15 protein-coding genes are annotated in these 16,064 nt (G+C 64.3%); 6 read left to right on the forward strand and 9 right to left on the reverse strand.

Annotated features, from left to right (window positions below):
• Positions 1-3 precede the first annotated feature (3 nt).
• Positions 4-1,998 (forward strand): phospholipase D-like domain-containing protein, encoded by a 1,995-nt coding sequence (locus U4Y91_RS19910; RefSeq protein ID WP_321806507.1) that lies wholly within the window; start codon positions 4-6, stop codon positions 1,996-1,998.
• 127 nt (positions 1,999-2,125) lie between these two features.
• The gene (locus tag U4Y91_RS19915; RefSeq protein WP_321806508.1) at positions 2,126-3,664 is read left to right on the forward strand and encodes a tetratricopeptide repeat protein; all 1,539 of its coding nucleotides are present in this window, start codon (positions 2,126-2,128) and stop codon (positions 3,662-3,664) included.
• 438 nt (positions 3,665-4,102) lie between these two features.
• On the opposite strand, the gene U4Y91_RS19920 is transcribed toward U4Y91_RS19915, so the two are convergent.
• Genes U4Y91_RS19920 through U4Y91_RS19930 form a run of 3 tightly spaced genes read right to left on the reverse strand, consistent with a single transcriptional unit; the run spans position 4,103 to position 5,933 of the window.
• Positions 4,103-4,456, reverse strand: coding sequence for a copper-binding protein (locus tag U4Y91_RS19920; RefSeq protein ID WP_321806509.1), 354 nt, complete (start codon positions 4,454-4,456; stop codon positions 4,103-4,105).
• A gap of 44 nt (positions 4,457-4,500) precedes the next feature.
• On the reverse strand, positions 4,501-5,292 hold the full coding sequence (locus U4Y91_RS19925; RefSeq protein WP_321806510.1) for a DUF2182 domain-containing protein: 792 nt from the start codon (positions 5,290-5,292) through the stop codon (positions 4,501-4,503).
• Positions 5,289-5,933 (reverse strand): DUF1326 domain-containing protein, encoded by a 645-nt coding sequence (locus U4Y91_RS19930; protein WP_044844625.1) that lies wholly within the window; start codon positions 5,931-5,933, stop codon positions 5,289-5,291. Before U4Y91_RS19930 ends, U4Y91_RS19925 begins: the two co-directional genes overlap by 4 nt.
• A gap of 345 nt (positions 5,934-6,278) precedes the next feature.
• Between U4Y91_RS19930 and U4Y91_RS19935 the strand changes: the two genes are divergently transcribed.
• Positions 6,279-7,442 carry an MFS transporter gene (locus U4Y91_RS19935; protein WP_321806511.1) on the forward strand — a complete coding sequence of 388 codons (1,164 nt, stop codon included), beginning with the start codon at positions 6,279-6,281 and terminating at the stop codon, positions 7,440-7,442.
• Positions 7,443-7,465: 23 nt separating this feature from the next.
• On the opposite strand, the gene U4Y91_RS19940 is transcribed toward U4Y91_RS19935, so the two are convergent.
• The 6 genes from U4Y91_RS19940 to U4Y91_RS19965 all read right to left on the reverse strand — a co-directional run bounded on the left by U4Y91_RS19940 (position 7,466) and on the right by U4Y91_RS19965 (position 11,959).
• The gene (locus tag U4Y91_RS19940) at positions 7,466-7,714 is read right to left on the reverse strand and encodes a hypothetical protein (RefSeq protein ID WP_321806643.1); all 249 of its coding nucleotides are present in this window, start codon (positions 7,712-7,714) and stop codon (positions 7,466-7,468) included.
• A 256-nt stretch (positions 7,715-7,970) separates the two neighbouring features.
• Positions 7,971-8,501: a transferase hexapeptide repeat family protein gene (locus U4Y91_RS19945; protein WP_321806512.1), complete on the reverse strand. Its 531-nt coding sequence runs from the start codon at positions 8,499-8,501 to the stop codon at positions 7,971-7,973.
• A gap of 3 nt (positions 8,502-8,504) precedes the next feature.
• Entirely contained in the window at positions 8,505-9,467 is a 963-nt protein-coding gene (locus U4Y91_RS19950) for an electron transfer flavoprotein subunit alpha/FixB family protein (RefSeq protein ID WP_321806513.1), read from the reverse strand.
• Between the two features lie 16 nt (positions 9,468-9,483).
• Positions 9,484-10,233 carry an electron transfer flavoprotein subunit beta/FixA family protein gene (locus U4Y91_RS19955; RefSeq protein WP_321806514.1) on the reverse strand — a complete coding sequence of 250 codons (750 nt, stop codon included), beginning with the start codon at positions 10,231-10,233 and terminating at the stop codon, positions 9,484-9,486.
• A gap of 38 nt (positions 10,234-10,271) precedes the next feature.
• Positions 10,272-11,060: a glucose 1-dehydrogenase gene (locus U4Y91_RS19960; RefSeq protein WP_321806515.1), complete on the reverse strand. Its 789-nt coding sequence runs from the start codon at positions 11,058-11,060 to the stop codon at positions 10,272-10,274.
• A 62-nt stretch (positions 11,061-11,122) separates the two neighbouring features.
• Positions 11,123-11,959, reverse strand: coding sequence for an alpha/beta fold hydrolase (locus U4Y91_RS19965; RefSeq protein ID WP_321806516.1), 837 nt, complete (start codon positions 11,957-11,959; stop codon positions 11,123-11,125).
• Positions 11,960-12,097: 138 nt separating this feature from the next.
• Between U4Y91_RS19965 and U4Y91_RS19970 the strand changes: the two genes are divergently transcribed.
• The 3 genes from U4Y91_RS19970 (at position 12,098) to U4Y91_RS19980 (ending at position 16,022) form a co-directional block, all read left to right on the forward strand.
• Complete coding sequence (locus tag U4Y91_RS19970; RefSeq protein ID WP_321806517.1) at positions 12,098-12,877, forward strand: SDR family oxidoreductase; 780 nt, start codon at positions 12,098-12,100, stop codon at positions 12,875-12,877.
• A 155-nt stretch (positions 12,878-13,032) separates the two neighbouring features.
• Positions 13,033-14,598, forward strand: a complete 1,566-nt coding sequence (locus tag U4Y91_RS19975; protein WP_321806518.1) for a DUF1302 domain-containing protein — start codon at positions 13,033-13,035, stop codon at positions 14,596-14,598.
• A 41-nt stretch (positions 14,599-14,639) separates the two neighbouring features.
• Entirely contained in the window at positions 14,640-16,022 is a 1,383-nt protein-coding gene (locus U4Y91_RS19980) for a DUF1329 domain-containing protein (protein ID WP_321806519.1), read from the forward strand.
• Positions 16,023-16,064: the final 42 nt, after the last annotated feature.

The following is a 16,064-nucleotide window of genomic DNA, read 5'->3' on the forward strand; positions in this document are numbered from 1 at the left end:
AACGTGGTCGACTGTATCCTGAAATCCCAAAATCCAGCGACCGTCGCGATTGACGAAAAGTCGCGCGCGGCGAAATCATCTGCACAATGGTTACTGGAAAACCGGCAGGACATCGCGCCGATAACCTATGAGAATCACCTTGAGTTCCAGATTTGCGGCGAAGAGGGGTTCGCGAATATCGCGAATGATCTGAAGCTCGCGAAGGGTTCGGTCAACCTCTGCTGCTGGGGCTTCGACCCGGGTATGGAACTCATCCGCGACAAAGGCAAAGCGAAATGGCCACGTGGCCAGACCTATGGCGAACTGCTCGAGGAGATTGCAAACAAAGGCGTCACGGTTCGGCTGATGGTGTGGTACCAGGAAACCGCGTCTGCTAAACAGAATAACGTCCCGGGCTACTCCGACACCGGCCACAACCCGTTTACGAATCCGGCCGCTTTTGTCGTTGGCACGTCCAAATCTCCTTACGACAACAAGGATCGCCAGAAGTACTGCATCGAGTGGTGGAAGACGCATCGCCCCAAGGGGAACTGCAGCGGAAAGAACAAAAACTTGCTGGTGACGTTCCGTTCCGTCGATTCGGCAGACGCCGCGCACGCTTTGGCCGACGAGGAGTTCAAACCGCAAGATGGTATGTTGCCGACCAATGAACGTCCTCTCATGACGGACTATCCCACCCATCATCAGAAGCCGATCGTGATCGACTACGACTACAACAACGGCTACAAAGCGGTCGGCTACGTGATGGGATTGAACTCCGTGACTGACTACTGGGACACGACGAAGCACGCCATCGACGATCCTCTGCGAGAACTGCTGGCGAGCAAAGGACTGGAGGCTGAGCAGGCTCATGAGGAGGCAACGCTGGAGCAACCGGCTACAAAGGGCTATAAACATGTTCGCCCCTATCAGGACTATGCGTGCCGCCTGTTCGGTCCGGCGTTGAAGCGGGTGTATGACAACTTTGCACTGGACTGGAATCACTACGCCCCAGATACGCACCGAATGCCGGAGCTTGCGGAGGTACCGAGTAATATTCAAAAGGTGCCTGCAAACGCCAACCATGCAGTGCAGATCGTTCGCACTCATCCCCGGGATAAGGATAAAACGATCAAGGAACTCTACATTCACGCAAGTTCCTGGGCGCGCAACTATATCTACATGGAGAACCAGTATTTCTTCTATCCGACCTTCGCGCAAAAACTGAAATCGATACGAAAAGATCACTGGAAGGCATGGGCTGAAAAATCCGGAAGACCAAGCAGCGAAATGGGCATCCTGCATATGTTCATCGTCATCCCGCATCCCGAGGATGATGGCATGATTCCGCGCACCTACGACATGCTGACCGAGTTTGGCGCGAGCGACCCGACAGCGAATAATCCTGCAATGTCGAACCAGGGTACCTATGACAAGGAAAACCATCGGTCTCAAGACTACCCCGATGCGAAGACTGTTTCGTATCAACGTGACACCGGTATGGGTCCGGTCTTTTCAGAGACCAAGGTTCTCGATCACCCCAGCGTACAGGAATTGGCGTCCGTATATGGAATCAAGGTCAGTATTGCTCGGCTGCGCGCAAGTGGACCGATCTCAGATCACGATATGGCCTACCGTGAAATCTACATTCACTCGAAGCTGATGATTGTCGACGATGTATTTATTACGGTTGGCAGCGCGAACATGAATCAGCGCAGCATGACTGCGGACAGCGAGATCAACATTGGAGCGACCGGGTTGGACTATGCTGCTCCATTGCGAGAAAGAATATTCAAGCTGCATTCCGGCGGAGATATCGTAGGCAGCGGCGACTTTAAAGAAATCCCTTCAGTGTTCAAGCGATGGGTGGCGCGTATGGACAACAATCGCGACGTATGGAAAGCAGGCAAGACAGCTCTCAAAGGTTTTCTTCTCCCCTTCGAGGATCACCGCGCTACTGGCACGATGCACGCCTCCGCGACCATTCCATCGACGTCAGACACATCGGCCCTTACTTGAGATGAATCGATCCAACGCGAAACTGATCACCCTCGTTCTGCGATTTCTATTCGCCAGCCTCTGCTTGCTGGCCGCCAATTCGCAAGCTAGCCCTTTTTCAGCCCAGACCAGCCAGCTGAGTGCCTCCATGTCCGACCTGCCCCGTTACGAGAAACTGCCGTTATTCAGCCCTCATCGCAAGTCCTTCGCGTGCGTGTATCAGGCCCAACACGTACCGCCTGTCGACCCCCAGGCTGAATTGTGGTTTCAGCAGGCGCTGGCGCTTGATGACCCGAACATTGACTACGGTAAGCGTGATTACCCGAAGATTTACCAACTCTACTCGCAGGCTGCCGAGCGCAATCACTGGAAGGCCATGCTGAATATCGCCTCACTGATATTGAGCGATCGTCAGGGTGTTCCAACCCATGATCCCGAAACTGCTATCCGCTGGGTAGAAAAAGCGATGAAACTGGGCGTGCCTGACGCCTACGACATGATGGGGATCTACCATCAGAACGGGCTGATTAAAGGTGGTGATGCCACCAGTGCCTATGCCTTCTTCCAGCGCGCTGCTGATATGGGCAGCCCGTCCGCACAAACGTTCATTGGAACAAAGACAGATGCTGCATATGACGACCCCGGCGGTGAATTCTGGGGAAATTTGCCTATCGCGACGCAAATGCTGGAATGTGCCCTCGCGCAGGGATATGGAACTGCTGCGAAAGAGTTAGGACACGTCTACGCGAGACCGCAAACTGCTGAAGCGAAGCTGCGTGCGCTTCATGTTCTTCATCAAGGGGTCAAGCTAGGTTCCGCTGAATGCGCAAATAAGCTTTTCACCGAATTCGATGGAATGGACCTTACCGATGGAACCAACCTGGTCGGGCATATCGACAAAGCACGTGCGGAACGTTACAGCAAGCTCGGGGATGCGCTCGAGTTCTATCAGGGTCGCCTGAAGCTGCCGAATCTTGACAAGGTACTCCCGCTGCCACCCGCCCCGTTGCCGAAATGGGATGGTAAAGCACAGACGCTGATCGACGGCGCAAAGGCCGTGACACCGCCCCCCAAGCCGCAAAAGAGTGTGGCGCAGCAAGGCCGGGAATTCATTCCGGACGGGTATGCCGTGGCGGCACGAGAACATAGCACGATGGTTGTCACGGGCGACAAACCAGTACCACGCGATGGCTATTGGCTCGCGCTGTATGGCCCACCCTCTGCCTCCAAAGCCGAGCTGATCCCCGCCCGCCGTAACATTGCGGAGCGCTATCAAATCGGGGAACGCTTCGGCGCACCGTCATTCGACTGGCTGGCCGCTGAGCAGGTGCAGTGGCACTACCTTGGCGAAGCCTATGCCCTGCCCCCGCAACGCCATGATTTTCTGAAGCACATGATCGAGACGGGGTTGCTGCGTGAAGTGCCCGAGACAGCCTCTCCAGTCCGGTGTAGTGGTCATCAACGTTGCCCCCAAACCGGAATATGGGAAGGTCGCGTGGCTGCGGAGCATCCGATGGCAGCACTGTACAACGGGTGGGATCGTCAAGCATTCGTCGAGAAAGGCCAGGAATTTCCGCACTCCGGAGATAGCTTCATCGACGTCGCCTTGACGGATGTGCAATGGACGTACCTAGGCAGTCCGAATCCGGAAACCGGCGTGCCTGGCATCTATACGATTGGATTGTAAGCGTTCGGCCCACCACGCTGTCTCGCGCGAGCAAAGAACAAATGGTCCGTCAGGTCATCGTGGTGGGCGATACGCTCGTACCTCATGACAACACCGTTACGACAGGTTCGAATACCGATGCGGTAGACGGCCAGGCGATGCGATCGAACGCCAAGGGTACTGAACACCGACGATAGTTGAGGGCGATGCGAAGTTGTACATCGGTGACGTGCTAGTTGCATTCCATCGACATCGCACGACATACGGCTGCACGTTGGTCAGTCGCTCGACTACCGGGTCGTGGTCCGGAGCGTGACAGGACTACCGCCCCCCGGAATGCTCGCCGGACGCGCCCCCCTCACGCGCCGTACCTGCGATCCTTCCCGGGCACGATGTGCCGCATGCAGATCGAAGCGTTCGGGTTTGGCCCGTCTCGCCTGCCATCACGCGCGGCGAACCTCACCGCTGCTTCTCGAGCTTCACGATCGTCAGCGCACCATTCACGCGCTCGACCCGGACCTTGACCTTGTCGCCCACGTGCAGTGACGCGATCATCGCCGGGTCGCCGGCCTTGAATGCCATCGTCATCGGCGCCATCCCGACGTTCTGGAGCGCGCCGTGCTTCAGCGTCACCATGCCGTGTCCGGCATCGATCTGTTTCACTTCGGCGTCGGTCAGCGCCGAATCCGGCGCCGACGTCTTCGGGTCGCCCATGTCCATGTTCATGTCGGACATGCTGCCGGCTGAATACGCCGGTGTCGCGACGACGTTCATCGCGCAGAGGACGGCGACGGCAATATTTCGAATCTTCATCAACCGACTCCCGGCTGCAGCGGGTAACGCATGCAACGCGCCCGCTACACCAGCAACGTCGCGACCGCCCACCCGATCAGCACGACACCCAGCGCCCGGCCGACCCGCTCGCCGCCCGGCAGCACCTTTTCGACCAGCACGAACAGCGACAACGCGACGATCCACACGACGTTCATCACGCCGCCGACGAACAGCAGCGCCATCAGCAGCCAGCAGCAGCCCACGCAATACGCGCCGTGGCGCGCGCCGAGCAGGAAGCTGCCGGTGATTCCCGGGCGCCAGTATGTCGCGAGAAACCGCACCGGCGACCGGCATTGCCGCAGGCATGCCTGTTTCAGCGGCGAGAACTGATAGACGCCGGCCAGCGCGAGGACGATCGCGGACAGCGCGGCGCTCTTCGACCACAGCATCATCCCGGAGATCAGGCCGGCAGGCTGCAGCAGCATCTGCAGCACGGCCGCGCCGACCGAGAACGCGAGCCATACGGCCAGATAGCCGGCCAACAGGCACGTCGACGTGAATGCCGACCCCGCACCGCCCCGATCGTGATGCCGCAGCACGCGCCGGTACAGCAGCACGACCGGCGCCGCGCCGGGCGTCATCATCGCGATCATCATCACCCACCACATCAGGATCACGGTCGCCAGCGACGGATCCATGGCGCCCATGCCGTCGGCCAGCCGATGCGGGAACAGCGCGACCGCCGTCATGTCCAGCGCCGACATGCCGGTGCCGGCCCCCGTCCACAGGTAGGCCCAGCACGCGCCGACGAGCACGGTCATGCCGAGCAGCGTGACGACGCGCTCGCGTCCGAGAAGCTCGCCGACGGGGATCATGCCGCGACGCGATGCCGGATCAGCCCGTGGTTGTTCAGGTGCAGCCGAGCGAACTGCGCGTAGCTCCGCTCGAGATCCAGCTGGATGTGGCCGTGCGACCGGCCGGTGCCGGATCCGATCTCGGCCAGCTCGTATTCGAAGCCGTGCGGCAGGTCGATCCGCACGCGATGTTCGGCGCCCGTCACCGGATTGCGGATCGGCTCGCCGACGATGTCGAGCACGCCGTCGATGCTGATCCGGCCGCGCCGCGCATCGACATCGACGTCGAAATCGATCTTCGCGAAGATCGGCTCGTAGGCCTGTTCGAGCGTCGATGCGAACACGGAAAACATCGTCGCGAACGGATCGGTATCCTGACCGGTCATGATCTTCAGCACGGCTTCGCACTGCGCGGGACTCGCACGCTCGTCGACGATCGGCTGGCACCGGCCGTGGCCTTCGTGAATCGGCCCGGGCCACTGGAACACGACCGCGATCCGGACACCGTCGAGCACCACGTCGCCGTAGTGGCCGCTGTCGATCGAAATCGCACCCATCGCTTCGCAGTTGCCGTGCGTCGGCAACGAATTGAACTGGCAGGGGCAACCGTATGAGCAATTGCAGTTCATCAGTTCGGTTCCCTGAATCTCCCACGGCGTCATGGCTTCACCTCGCGCAGTCGCTGGCACGTAATGTTTCGAATCTAGTGCAGCGGACAGGGGAAATCAAAGTGCGCGCGAGTGCCTCGTGCGTCGAAAAAAACCGCGCGCCCGCGCGGCGCGCAACGGTCCTGGCCCGACGCATTCGACATCGCCGTGCAGCCCCGCCGATGCAGGCCTTTCGATGCGCAACGGCGCGCTCGAACGAGCGTGTTCGAGCCATGTCGGACAAAAGCCGACGGCACGTCCGCGGCATCACGAATGCGGGCATCCCGCATCGGTCCTGGTCCATACTGTCTCGCAATCGACGATTTACCCCGACCGTCGCCGTCGCCCCGGATGGCTGTCATGCGCGTTCAAAGTGCGTTGCTTTTTCTCGTCGGCACCCTGCTCACCGCGGGCGGCTACGGTGCAACCTTCCTGCTGTCGATGCGCTTTCGCGCGATCGGCGGCAGCGATCTCGATACCGGCGCGGCACTGGCCGCGGCGACGGTCGGCACGTTCGCCGGCTTGTCGTTCGTCGGCTGGTTCTCGCAGCAGATCGGCACCGCACGGATCGCCGCGCTGTCGTCACTGTGCATCGGCGCCGGCATCGTCGGCTTCGCGCTCGTCGGGCGCGCGGCCTACGCGGACCTGCCGTCCGGCTTCCTGGTCGGCTTCGGCTGGGGCGCGTTTCACCTGGCCGCGCCGATGTCGCTGGCCGAGCGTACCAGCGGTGCGGAGCGCGGCACCTGGTTCTTTCGATCGGCGACGTTCCAGATGACCGGTATCGGTGCATCCCCGGCGTTTGCCGCCTATGCGATGCGCATGCTCCACTGGTCGATCGACGACACGCTTTACGCGGTCGGCGCGCTGTGCGCGCTCGCGTCGCTGATGCTGGAAGCATTCGGCCGCCTGAGCCCGCGTCCGTCCGCCCCCGTCGCCGGCGGCCGGTGGGTGCGCGAGCTGCGCACGATCTCGCGCACGCGGGCGGCCGCGCCGATCGCGATGATTGCGCTCGGCACCTGCGTGTTCTCCGGCCTGATGACGTTCCAGATGTCGCTCATGCAGGGCACGCAGGCGCGGCCCGGCACATTCTTCAGTGTTTATACGATGACGGTGGTGAGCGCGCGCTGGCTGCTCGGGAGATGGGTCAGGATGGCGCGCCCCGAAACGGCGACCAAGGGCCTGCTCATGTTGATGCTGCTCGGCGCGCTCGCGATGTTCGGCGCTGCCGCGCACGCATCGCTGCAGTCCGTCGCGGCCGTCCTGCTGGGCGCCGGCTACGGTCTCATGTATCCGGTGATCCTGGCGCAGGCGGTCAACGATTGCCCGGACGCGCAACGGCATGGCGTGCTGACCTGGTTCGTCGCGTCGTATTTCATCGGCGCGTTCGGGTTTCCGTCGATCGGTGGCTGGGTGATGGTGCATGCCGGCAAGGGCGCGTTGCTGATGCTCATCGCCAGCTGCGGGCTGGCGGCGCTGTCGCTCGCGATCCTGCGCGACCGGCCGGAGCCGGTGCGCACGCAATAAGCGGCGGCGCCATGCCGGCGCGGTCACCCAGTTTTTTTCGGCGCGCGAGCGACGGCAAACCACGCCATCATCGCGCCCGCGACCCACGCGCAGGTCAGCAGCAGGTCGAAGTCCATCATGCCTTCGAAATTCGCACTGTTCTCGAAGCTGCAATGCCGGCTGCCGCGAAATTCGATGCAACCGCTGGCGACCCACTGGATGTGCATGAATACGTGATAGACGGCGAAAGCGGAAGCGATAATGGCGACGCGCAGGCGTAGGGTCGTTTTCATTCGGCGCCGGAGGCGGTGGGATGGTCTGACGCCGATCTTAAGACAACGGCGCCGCATCAGGCAATCGATCCCGCGCGAACGCCGCGACCGGCATGCACGACGGCGAATCGCCATCCGCACAAACCCCGATAAAACCCGTGACATCGCGCTTTCGGCGCGGCGTCGTGCGGCGCGCACGGGTTTGCGGTATTCACGCTGACGCACGACGGTCTTGCCGCCGGCAAGCATCCGCCGCCTGAACGACGACGCGCATCGCTTATGCGCCGTCGATCTGCCGGAGCGTCCTCAGGCAATCCACCGCGAGCTGCTGATAGATCCGCGTGCCGTTCGCCTTGGCGTCGATCTCCGCGTCGCTCAGCCGCCGCACCACACGGCCCGGCACGCCCGCGAGCAGCACGCCGCGCGGCACGTCGTAACCGGCCTTCACGAACGCGCAGGCCGCGACGATCGTGGTCGCGCCGATCGTCGCGCCGTCCATCACGACCGCGTTCATCCCGATCATCGTGTCCGGCTCGAGCGTCGCGCCATGCACGATCGCGCCATGGCCGATGTGGCTGTTCACGCCGAGCCGGCACGTCTCGCGGATGCCGACGTGCAGTACGCAGCCGTCCTGCACGTTGCTGCCATCGCCGACGACGATCGCGCCGAAGTCGCCGCGCAGGCTCGCGTGCGGGCCGATGTAGCAGCCCGCGCCGATCGTCACGTCGCCGATCACGACCGCGCTCGGATGAACGTACGCGGACGGATCGACGCGCGGGCGCATGCCGTTGAATTCGAACAGCGGCATCGCTCAGAGCACCGCGGCCGCTTCGGGCACGAGCGTGAACAGATCGCCGACGAGGCCGTAGTCGGCCACGCCGAAGATCGGCGCTTCCGGATCCTTGTTGATCGCGACGATCACCTTCGAATCCTTCATGCCGGCCAGATGCTGGATCGCGCCTGAGATACCGACGGCGATGTACAACTGCGGCGCGACGATCTTGCCGGTCTGGCCGACCTGGTAGTCGTTCGGCACGTAGCCGGCGTCCACCGCCGCGCGCGATGCGCCGAGTGCGGCGCTCAGCTTGTCGGCCAGCGGCTCGAGAACCTTCATGTAGTTCTCGCCGCTGCCCAGGCCGCGGCCGCCCGACACGATGATGTTCGCGCTGGTGAGTTCGGGGCGATCGAGTTTCGTCACCTCCCGGCCGATGAACTGGGACACACCCGCGTCTGCTGCCGCTTCGATCTTCTCGACCGCTGCGCTGCCGCCAACGCCCGCGACCGGATCGAAGCCCGTCGTCCGCACCGTGATCACCTTGATCGGGTCGCCCGACTGCACCGTCGCAATCGCGCTGCCTGCATAGATCGGACGCTCGAACGTGTCGGCCGATACCACCGCCGTGATGTCGGAGATCTGCGCGACGTCCAGCTTCGCGGCGATGCGCGGCGCGATGTTCTTGCCGTAGGCGGTGGCCGGCGCGAGGATGTGCGAGTAGTTCGACGCGACGGTCAACACCGTCGCTTCGACGTTCTCCGCGAGACCGTCCGCGAGTTGCGGCGCGTCGGCGAGCAGCACTTTCGCAACGCCTGCGATCTTCGCTGCCGCATCGGCCGCCGCTTGCGCGTGGTGGCCCGCGACCAGCACGTGAATGTCGCCGCCGCCGAACGCGCCAACTTCGGCGGCCGCCGCCACCGTGTTCAACGTCGCGGCCTTGATGGGCGACGCGCCGCCTGCCGATGCCGCATCGTGCTCGGCGATTACCAGAATCGTCATGTCCGTCCGCTCCCTGTTACAGCACCTTGGCTTCGGTCTTCAGCTTGTCGACCAGCGTCTGCACGTCCGGCACCTTCACGCCGGCCGCGCGCTTCGGCGGCTCGGCCACCTTCAGCGTCTTCAGGCGCGGCGCGACGTTGACGCCCAGGTCTTCCGGCTTCACCGTTTCCAGCGGCTTCTTCTTCGCCTTCATGATGTTCGGCAGTGTCACGTAACGCGGCTCGTTCAGGCGCAGGTCCGTGGTCACGACTGCGGGCAGTCGAAGCGACAGCGTTTCCGCGCCGCCGTCGACTTCGCGCGCGACCGTCGCACGGCCGTCGGCGATCGTCACCTTCGACGCGAACGTCGCTTGCGGCAGGCCAGCCAGCGCAGCCAGCATCTGACCGGTCTGGTTCGAATCGTCGTCGATCGCCTGCTTACCCAGGATCACCAGTTGCGGCTGTTCCTTGTCGACCAGCGCCTTCAGGATCTTCGCGACACCGAGCGGCTCGACCGCGTCGCCAGCTTCGACGAGGATCGCGCGATCCGCGCCGATCGCAAGCGCCGTGCGCAGCGTTTCCTGCGCCTGCGCGACGCCGACCGACACGGCCACCACCTCCGTCACGACGCCGGCCTCCTTCAGCCGCACGGCCTCTTCCACCGCGATTTCGTCGAACGGGTTCATCGACATCTTCACGTTCGCGATGTCGACGCCGGTGCGGTCGGACTTCACGCCGACCTTCACGTTCGCGTCGACCACGCGCTTCACTGCCACGAGCGCTTTCAACTGCCTGTCTCCTGTTTCGTTGCGATCGCCGCGGCGCGTCAGCGCGCGGTGTATCCGCCGTCGATCACCAGCTCCGCACCCGTCACGTAGCGCCCGGCCGGCGACACGAGATACAGGATGCCGGCCGCGATGTCGCGCGGGCTGCCGATCTTCGCCATCGGCACGTGGGTCTGCAGATAGCCGAACACGTTGTCGGGATCCTGGCCCATCTGGCGGAACGCTTCCTCGAGCATCGGCGTGCGGATGTAGCCCGGATGCACCGAGTTCGCGCGGATGTTCTTCGCCGCATACAGCATCGCATCGACCTTCGCCATCATCCGCACCGCGGCCTTCGACGCGTGATACGCCGGCACGTCCGGGCCGCCGACGATCCCGTACATCGACGACAGGTTCACGATCGAGCCGCCGCCGGCCGCTTCGAGGCGCGGAATCGCCGCGCGCGTGCACAGGAACACGCCGTTGACGTTCACGTCCTGCACGCGCTGCCATTGCGCGAGCGTGAGTTCGTGCGTCGGCACGTTGTGCCCTTCGATGCCCGCGTTGTTCACGAGCACGTCGAGGCGCCCGAAGTGCGCGACGATCTCGCCGAACACGCGCTCGACGTCGGCCTCGTGCGTGACGTCGAGCGACCAGAACGCGGCCTGGCCGCCTTGCGCGCGAATCTCCTCGACGAGCGCTTCCGCGGGCTGCGACAGCACGTCGAGGATCGCGACGCTCGCGCCGGCCGCGGCCAGCGTGCGCGCCGTTTCCGCGCCGATGCCGCGCGCGCCGCCGGTGATCGCGGCCACCTTGCCGCGCAGGTCGAACAGGTCTTCGATGAGTTTCATGGTGTCTCCGTGTAATCAGGCGGACCGGCCTCGCACCGGCCGGTCATCAGGGGTATCTGGCGTTATCGCGTATTCGGCGCAGCCAGGAAATCGAGGCATTCCCGATTGAAATAGGCCGCATGCTCCACCATGACCCAGTGGCCGCAGCGGTTCAGCAGCACGAAGCGCGCGTCGCGGCAGCGCTCGAGGAACGTCAGCGCGCCACCGACCGGATTGAAGCGGTCGTCCGTGCCCCAGAAACCGAGCACCGGGCAGCGCAGGTCGCCGAGCGCGCCCGTCAGGTTCGGCACGCTCATCGTCGACAGCACTTCGGTCGGCTGCTCGACACACACCTTCATCCGCTCGGCGACGAGCGCGTCGGTGACGATCGCCGGATCGTGCACCAGCAGCGTCAGCAGCTCGCGCATCGTGTCGTCATTCATCTGGCGATTGGTGAAGAGCTTCACCATCCGCTGGATCCCTTCCATCCGGAAATAGGTGTCGCGATCCTCGACGCCGCCCGGCGCCATCATGATCAGCCCGTCGACTTCGTCCGGGTAATCGAGCGCGTATTTCAGCGCGATCGCGCCGCCGAGCGAGTTGCCGAGCAGCACGGCCGGCCCGATGCCGAGCGCGGACAGCTGCGCGTGCAGCGCGCCGACGAAGAAATCGAGCGTGTAGGCGACGTCGGACGGCTTCGACGACTGCCCGTAGCCCGGCAGGTCGACGACGATCGCGCGGTGGCCGGCCGCCGCGAACGCGGGGTAGTTGTGCTTGAAGTTGCTGAATCCGCTGGCGCCCGGGCCGCTGCCGTGGATGAACACCACCGGGCGGCCTTCGCCCGCCTCGAAATGATGCAGGCGCAGGCCGCCCGGTACGTCGGTGAAGATGCCGGCCGGCGGCGTCGTGGGGGTCGTCATCGCGGGTTGTCTCCTTCCTCGGTCGATGGATGCCTGCCACGATGATTGCGCCGCCGGCGCCGGCCGGCATCATCCTTTCAGACTACGAAGCCGCGCGCGCTTGTTCCTATCATCGGGCCACCGAAACGGAGGCAGACGATGAACGGATTCGACTACAGCGGCAAGACGGTGCTCGTGACGGGCGGCACCAAGGGCATCGGGCGGCGCATCGCCGAGCGGTTTCTCGCGGTGGGCGCGCGCGTGTTCGTGTGCGGGCGCAGCGCACCCGACATGCCGCCGTCGGCGGGCGGCCGCACGGCCACTTTCGTCGCGGCCGACCTGCGCGACATCGAACAGGTCGATGCGATGCTCGCGACGGTCCGCGCCGCGACCGGCGGCCTCGACGTGCTCGTCAACAACGCGGGCGGCTCGCCGTTCGTGCTCGCGGCCGACGCATCGCCGCGCTTCACCGAATCGATCGTGCGGCTGAACCTGATCGCGCCGCTGCAACTCGCGCAGCGCGTGAACGCGATCATGCAGCCGCAACCGCGCGGCGGCGTGATGCTGTTCATCGCGAGCGTCAGCGCGTCGCGGCCGTCGCCCGGCACCGCGGCCTACGGCGCCGCGAAGGCGGGGCTCGTCAACGCGGTCACGTCGCTCGCGGTCGAGTGGGCGCCGCGCGTGCGCGTGTGCGCGATCAGCCCGAGCCTCGTGCAAACCGAATCCGCGACCGAAGGCCACTACGGTGACGATGCGGCGCTCGACGCGATCCGCGCGACGATTCCGGCCGGACGGCTCGCGACGCCCGACGACGTCGCGGCGGCGTGCCTGTTCCTCGCGTCACCCGATGCGTCGTACACGTCCGGCGCGAACCTGCGGCTCGACGGCGGCGGGGAGCGGCCCGCATTTCTGTCGGCGGCACAGACCGACGCGCGATAACCCGCGCGGCGCGAGCGGTGTCGTGCGCTCGATGGTTTCCAGTCCTAGGGAAGTCATCTAGTTCATTTTGACGATTCCCTGCTATCGCGATCTCCCTACTCTGCCTCTCACGACAACCACAGTCGACCGTCGTCGATACCCCCAGAGGAGACACCATGCATCAACGGATTTCGCGCCGTACCGACAAGCGGGCCATCGCCACGCTGTCGACGCTGGCCGCCGCGCTGCTGACGTGCGCCGTTCCCGACGCGCACGCCGGCAGCACGATCGAGCTTGGCGCCGACACGACGCTGGACTACACGTTCACGCTGAGTTACGGCCTCGGCATGCGCACGCGTGCGCCGAGCGGCAATCTGCTGACGCCCGCGAACATCAACGGCGACGACGGCGACCGCAACTTCGCGAAGAACAAGCTGATCGAGAACCAGGTCAGCCTGCTCGGCGAAGTGAACCTGAAACACGACGACTGGGGCGTGTTCGTCCGCGCGAGCACGTTCTACGATCAGGCGTACCGCCACCCGAACTACAACGACGCGCCCGGCACGGTCAACCACACGGGCCAGTACAACAATTTCACCGGCGACGCCCGCTACTGGTCGGGCGGCCACACGACGCTGCTCGCCGCCTACGCCTACAACACCTTCAAGATCGGCCCGACGAGCCTCAACGTGAAGGTCGGCGACCAGGTGGTCGCGTGGGGCGAAAGCCTGTTCTTCCCGAACATCGCAGGCGCGCAAGGCCCGGCCGATGCCACCAAGTCCTATGTCGCGGGCGCTCAGGTGAAGGACATCCTGCTGCCGGTGCCGCAGATCTCGACGCAATGGCAGATCACGCCGAACTTCAGCCTGCTCGGCTACTACCAGTTCTCGTTCCAGCAGAACCGCCTGACCGCGCCCGGCACGTACTGGAGCTATTCGGACGTGGTCGGCCCGGGCGCGCAGTTCATCATCGGCCCGGGCGGGATGATCATTCCGCGCGGGGCCGACGACAAGCCGAGCGCCCGCAACCAGTGGGGTATCGGCGCACGCGTGCGCGTGCTCGGCGACACCGAGCTCGGCGTGTACCACCTGCATTACAACGACATGAACCCGAGCGTCGTCACGACGTACTTCCCGACGCTCCAGTACCAGCAAAAATATTTCAGCAACATCAAGCTGACCGGCGCGAGCTTCTCGACGCAGGTCGGCCCGGTGAACGTCGCGGGCGAAGTGTCGTATCGCCAGGGCGCGGCCGTGCTCGTCAACACGCCCACCGGCCCGCAGTCGACGCGCGCGAACGTGCTGCAGACCAACCTGTCGGGCATCTACTCGATCGGGCCGAGCTTCCTCGCGAACTCGCAGTCGCTGGTCGGCGAACTGACGTACGTGCATGCCGGCAGCATCTCCGCGCTCGACGGCTCGACCACGCTCGCCAACTCGCGCAACGCGCTCGCGATGGAGATCGCGTGGACGCTCAGCTACAAGAACGTGTTCAACGGCTGGGATCTCGACGTGCCGCTGACCTACTCGCACGACCTGACCGGCACGTCGCCGCTCGCGGGTGCGCTCGGCTCGCTGACGGGCCAGGGCGATCACCGCGTGACGGCCGGCGTGACGTTCACGCGCCTGAGCAACCTGCAGCTGGCGCTCGTCTACGCCAAGTTCCTCGGCTCGCCCAACCCGGTCACGCGTCCGCTCGCGGATCGCGACTACGTGCTCGCCACGGCGACCTACCACTTCTGAGCGGCCCGGCCGCTCGTCACTCAGCAAGAAGAGGATTTGTCATGAAACGAACTCGTCTCCCCCTCCTGCGCGCATCGGTGATGGCCGCTTGCGCGCTCGTCGCGACGGCCTCGTTCGCGAAGGTCACGCCGGACGACCTGAAGGCGCTCGACGGCCCGCTCACGCCGATGGGCGCAGTGCGCGCCGCAAGCAAGGACAACAGCGTGCCGGAGTGGTCGGGCAAGTGGCTCGGCACGCCGCCCGACGTGCAGTACAAGCGCGGCAGCCGCTACCCCGATCCGTTCGCGAACGAAAAGCCGGTCGCGACGATCACCGCCGAGAACATGGCGCAGTACGCGGAGCACCTGACCGACGGCCAGAAGGCGATGTTCAAGCGCTATCCGGCCACGTTCAAGATCAACGTCTATCCGAGCCATCGCGACTTCCGCTACGCGGATGCCGTCTACAAGGACATCCGCACGTATGCGCCGGATTCGACGATGACGTCCGACGCGAACGGGCTGACCAACGCGCCGCCGCAGGTGCCGTACCCGATTCCGAAGACGGCCGCCGAGCTGCTGTGGAACCAGCGCTTCTCGTCGGCGATCGGCACCGAGCAGGCAACCTACGACCAGGCGGTCGTGTACTCCGACGGCAACATCGCGTGGGGCAAGGTGCGCTACGACATCTACTCGCCGCGCAACGTCGGCAAGTACGACGTGAAGAGCGACCTGAACAACCGCACGTTCTACCGCAACGCGACGGAGCTGCCGCTGTCGGACCGCGGCTCGCTGATCGTCGGCTTCCAGAACTGGGACAAGGCCGGCGCGGACAACTCGTCGCGCACGTGGATGTACAACCCCGGCACGCGGCGCGTGCGCCAGGCGCCGGAATACGGCTATGACCAGCCGCAGGGCCCGGGCGGCTTCCGCACCGTCGACGACGACCGCCTGTACAACGGCCCCGGCGACCGCTACGACTGGAAGATCGTCGGCAAGCGCGAAGTCTACGTGCCGTACGACAACTACAAGGCGATGGACAGCTCGGTCAAGTATGCGGACCTGCTGACCAAGGGACATGAAAACCCTTCGTACATCCGCTACGAGCTGCATCGCGTGTGGGTGCTGCAGGCGACGCTGAAGAGCGGCTATCGCCACCAGTACGCGAAGCGCGTGCTGTACATCGACGAGGATTCGTGGATGACGCTGCTCGCCGACAACTACGACGCACGCGGCCAGCTGTGGCGCACCAACGTCGCGACGACGCTGTACGCGTATGACGCGAAGACGTTCTACCCGGGCGTCGTGTTCTTCCACGACCTGATCTCCGGCGCCTACATGGCCGACCGCCTGACCAACGAAGGGCCGATGCCGAAGCTCGACAGCAGCCCGCAGTTCAGCGAAGCGTATTTCTCGCCGGACGCGATCCGAAGTTCGGGTAACTAAGCAAATCGCCGCACGCGCCGGAGCCTCGCTCCGGCGCCTGAC

This window comes from Burkholderia sp. BCC1993, assembly GCF_905339865.1.
Lineage (GTDB): Bacteria > Pseudomonadota > Gammaproteobacteria > Burkholderiales > Burkholderiaceae > Burkholderia.

Coding starts and splice junctions, on each gene's coding strand:
- U4Y91_RS19915 (WP_321806508.1), top strand. CDS start 2,126: ATGTCCGACCTGCCCCGTTACGAGAAACTGCCGTTATTCAGCCCTCAT.
- U4Y91_RS19920 (WP_321806509.1), bottom strand. CDS start 4,456: ATGAAGATTCGAAATATTGCCGTCGCCGTCCTCTGCGCGATGAACGTC.
- U4Y91_RS19925 (WP_321806510.1), bottom strand. CDS start 5,292: ATGATCCCCGTCGGCGAGCTTCTCGGACGCGAGCGCGTCGTCACGCTG.
- U4Y91_RS19930 (WP_044844625.1), bottom strand. CDS start 5,933: ATGACGCCGTGGGAGATTCAGGGAACCGAACTGATGAACTGCAATTGC.
- U4Y91_RS19935 (WP_321806511.1), top strand. CDS start 6,279: ATGCGCGTTCAAAGTGCGTTGCTTTTTCTCGTCGGCACCCTGCTCACC.
- U4Y91_RS19940 (WP_321806643.1), bottom strand. CDS start 7,714: ATGAAAACGACCCTACGCCTGCGCGTCGCCATTATCGCTTCCGCTTTC.
- U4Y91_RS19945 (WP_321806512.1), bottom strand. CDS start 8,501: ATGCCGCTGTTCGAATTCAACGGCATGCGCCCGCGCGTCGATCCGTCC.
- U4Y91_RS19950 (WP_321806513.1), bottom strand. CDS start 9,467: ATGACGATTCTGGTAATCGCCGAGCACGATGCGGCATCGGCAGGCGGC.
- U4Y91_RS19960 (WP_321806515.1), bottom strand. CDS start 11,060: ATGAAACTCATCGAAGACCTGTTCGACCTGCGCGGCAAGGTGGCCGCG.
- U4Y91_RS19965 (WP_321806516.1), bottom strand. CDS start 11,959: ATGACGACCCCCACGACGCCGCCGGCCGGCATCTTCACCGACGTACCG.
- U4Y91_RS19970 (WP_321806517.1), top strand. CDS start 12,098: ATGAACGGATTCGACTACAGCGGCAAGACGGTGCTCGTGACGGGCGGC.
- U4Y91_RS19975 (WP_321806518.1), top strand. CDS start 13,033: ATGCATCAACGGATTTCGCGCCGTACCGACAAGCGGGCCATCGCCACG.
- U4Y91_RS19980 (WP_321806519.1), top strand. CDS start 14,640: ATGAAACGAACTCGTCTCCCCCTCCTGCGCGCATCGGTGATGGCCGCT.